Source organism: Propionivibrio dicarboxylicus, assembly GCF_900099695.1.
Lineage (GTDB): Bacteria > Pseudomonadota > Gammaproteobacteria > Burkholderiales > Rhodocyclaceae > Propionivibrio > Propionivibrio dicarboxylicus.
Window position 1 is genome coordinate 1 of record NZ_FNCY01000040.1, and the last position, 2113, is coordinate 2113.

The following is a 2113-nucleotide window of genomic DNA, read 5'->3' on the forward strand; positions in this document are numbered from 1 at the left end:
GATCGATGCCGAACTCTTCGGCGAGTTCTACGACCCCGAACTCGAAAAAATCCAGTATTCGCCTTACTGAGCAACACGCTGAGCAACACCCCGGCGCCGCGCGTCCTCCGCGCGCGGCACCGCGGCAAAAAGAACGCAGACATAACGTTTCACTGATGAGGTTGGCATGAGCACTCCCAGCATTTCCTGGCCTGAAAAAGTCTCGCTCTGCGAAGTTGGCCTGCGCGATGGCCTGCAGAACGAGAAGGTCATTCCGAGTATCGAGCAGAAGCTGCAACTGCTCGACGCCGTCGTCGCCTCGGGCGTCAAGATCATCGAAATCGGCGCCTTCGTGCATCCGAAGGCGGTGCCGCAGATGGCCGATACCGACACGCTGTGCCGCACGATGAAGAAGGTCGACGGCGTCGAATACCGGGCGCTCGTACCCAACATCAAAGGCGTCCAGCGCGCCTTCGACGCGGGCCTCTCGAAGGCCAAGCTGACCGTCTCGGCGAGCGAAGCGCACTGCCTCGCCAACTTCAACAGCACCCCGGTCAAGATGATCGAGGGCTTCGCCGATTGTGCCGAATTCGCGGCCAAGAACGCCATGACGCTGTCAGGCGCGATCTCGACCTCGTTCGGCTGCCCGTTCCAGGGCAAGGTCCCGTTCGAGCAGGTCGAAAACGCCGTGCGCAGCTTCGTCAAGCTCGGCATTACCGAACTCTCGCTCTCCGATACCACCGGCATGGCCAACCCGCGCCAGGTTTATGAACTCGGCACGGCGATGCGCCAGCTTTTCCCGCAGGTGCAGTGGGTGATGCACTTCCACAACACGCGCGACATGGCGCTCGCCAACATCGTCGCCGGCATCCAGGCCGGTGTGCGCATGTTCGACGGCGCCTTCGCCGGCCTCGGCGGCTGCCCCTTCGCACCGGGCGCGTCGGGCAACGTCGCCAGCGAGGACGTGATCCACATGCTGCATGAAATGGGCATCGACACCGGTGTCGACCTGCTCAAGGCGATGGATACCGCCCGTCTCGCCGCCAGCTTCGTCGGTCACGCGCCGTCCAGCGCCGTCCTCAAGGCCGGCCGCTGCGTCGATATCGTCAAAGAAAAGCCGCAAGCGCAGAACAACGCCTGATCATGGCAATGTCCGAACAACTCGCTCGCGAGAAACTCGACTCGGTCTCCCAGTGGTGGAGCACCGAGATCATCGATGTCCATCCGGGCGAGATTGCCGTGCGCGGCTACCGAATCGGCGATCTCATCGGCCAGGTCAATTTCATTGACATGATCTGGCTGATGCTGCGCGGCAACCTGCCGCGTCCGGCCGAAGCGGCGTTGCTCGAGGCGGCGCTGGTCGCCAGCGTCGACCACGGCCCGCAGGCCCCGGCCATCTCGATCGCCCGCATGGCCACCACCTGCGGCCTGCCGGTCAATGGTGCCATGGCCTCGGCGATCAATGCTCTCGGCGAATACCACGGCGGGTCCGGACAGCTGTGCATGGAGCTTTTCGCACAGATCAACGCCGAAGCCGGACTGCACGGCGACCTCGTCGATGCCGCCATCACCGTCATCCAGGATCGTCTGATGGCGGGCAACCAGGCGATTCCCGGATTCGGCCACCGGTTCCACCCGGTCGATCCGCGCGTCGCCCCGCTGCTCGATCTCGTCGGCAATGCCGTCGCCGCCGGGACCATCTCCGGACGCTACGCGGCCATCGCCCGCGCCACCGAAACGGCGCTCGGCGTCATCAAGCAGCGCTATATCGCGATCAATGTCGAAGGCATGACCTCGGCGATTTATTGCGAACTCGGTTTCTCGCCCGAGCTTGGGCGCGGGCTGTTCGTGCTGTCGCGCTCGGTCGGCATCCTCGCGCATGCATGGGAACAGAAACAACAGGGCGAACGCGGCAAGGGACCGATGCCCAAGGATATTCCCTACACCTACTCCGGCCCGCGTTACCGGCCGGTTCCCGAAAACCGGGCGGCGCGCCGTGCGGCCGATGCCCTGTAGATAAAAACTCAACAAGGAGTGTTGGACATGAAGGATCTGATTTCGAACCAGCTGGTGAAGTATCTGGAAGCGCGGGGCGTGGAGCACATTTTCGGTTTGTGCGGGCACACCAATATTG

The 2113-nt window shown here is 63.3% G+C and carries 2 protein-coding genes; both read left to right on the forward strand.

From position 1 onward, the window contains the following. Positions 1 to 166: 166 nt before the first annotated feature. Positions 167 to 1120 carry a hydroxymethylglutaryl-CoA lyase gene (locus BLR25_RS20775; protein ID WP_091940747.1) on the forward strand — a complete coding sequence of 318 codons (954 nt, stop codon included), beginning with the start codon at positions 167 to 169 and terminating at the stop codon, positions 1118 to 1120. A gap of 2 nt (positions 1121 to 1122) precedes the next feature. Beyond that, the gene (locus BLR25_RS20780) at positions 1123 to 1995 is read left to right on the forward strand and encodes a citryl-CoA lyase (RefSeq protein ID WP_245715627.1); all 873 of its coding nucleotides are present in this window, start codon (positions 1123 to 1125) and stop codon (positions 1993 to 1995) included. Positions 1996 to 2113 lie beyond the last annotated feature (118 nt).